Consider the following 264-nt stretch of genomic DNA (forward strand, 5'->3'; position numbering starts at 1 on the left):
CCATCACAGCGAGATAGCCATAACGGGCTTCTTCCTCGCCTGTTAAAATCTGGACGGAAATACCTGTTTCGACTTTGATCTGCTCAATCAGCTCGATCCCGTTTTCTGCCTGTCTGACGGCAGCTGTGGCAACGGCAATTGTTTTTTGGACCTGTTTCACTTCCAGCAGCTCCTTGAATTGGTGCAAACAAGTGAGCGTAATGGATATTCCTTCTGTGTCAAGACGGTTGTTTTGCAGATGATTGCTGAGCCTGAGGCTGCGCT

The 264-nt window shown here is 48.9% G+C and carries 1 protein-coding gene; it reads right to left on the reverse strand.

Annotation, left to right across the window (positions count from 1 at the left end):
• Window positions 1–264: Ppx/GppA phosphatase family protein (locus tag SB773_RS32535; protein ID WP_486304319.1), on the reverse strand; the 264-nt coding region annotated here is incomplete at both ends.

The sequence above is a fragment of the Bacillus sp. SIMBA_074 genome, from assembly GCF_046534555.1.
Lineage (GTDB): Bacteria > Bacillota > Bacilli > Bacillales > Bacillaceae_G > Bacillus_A > Bacillus_A mycoides.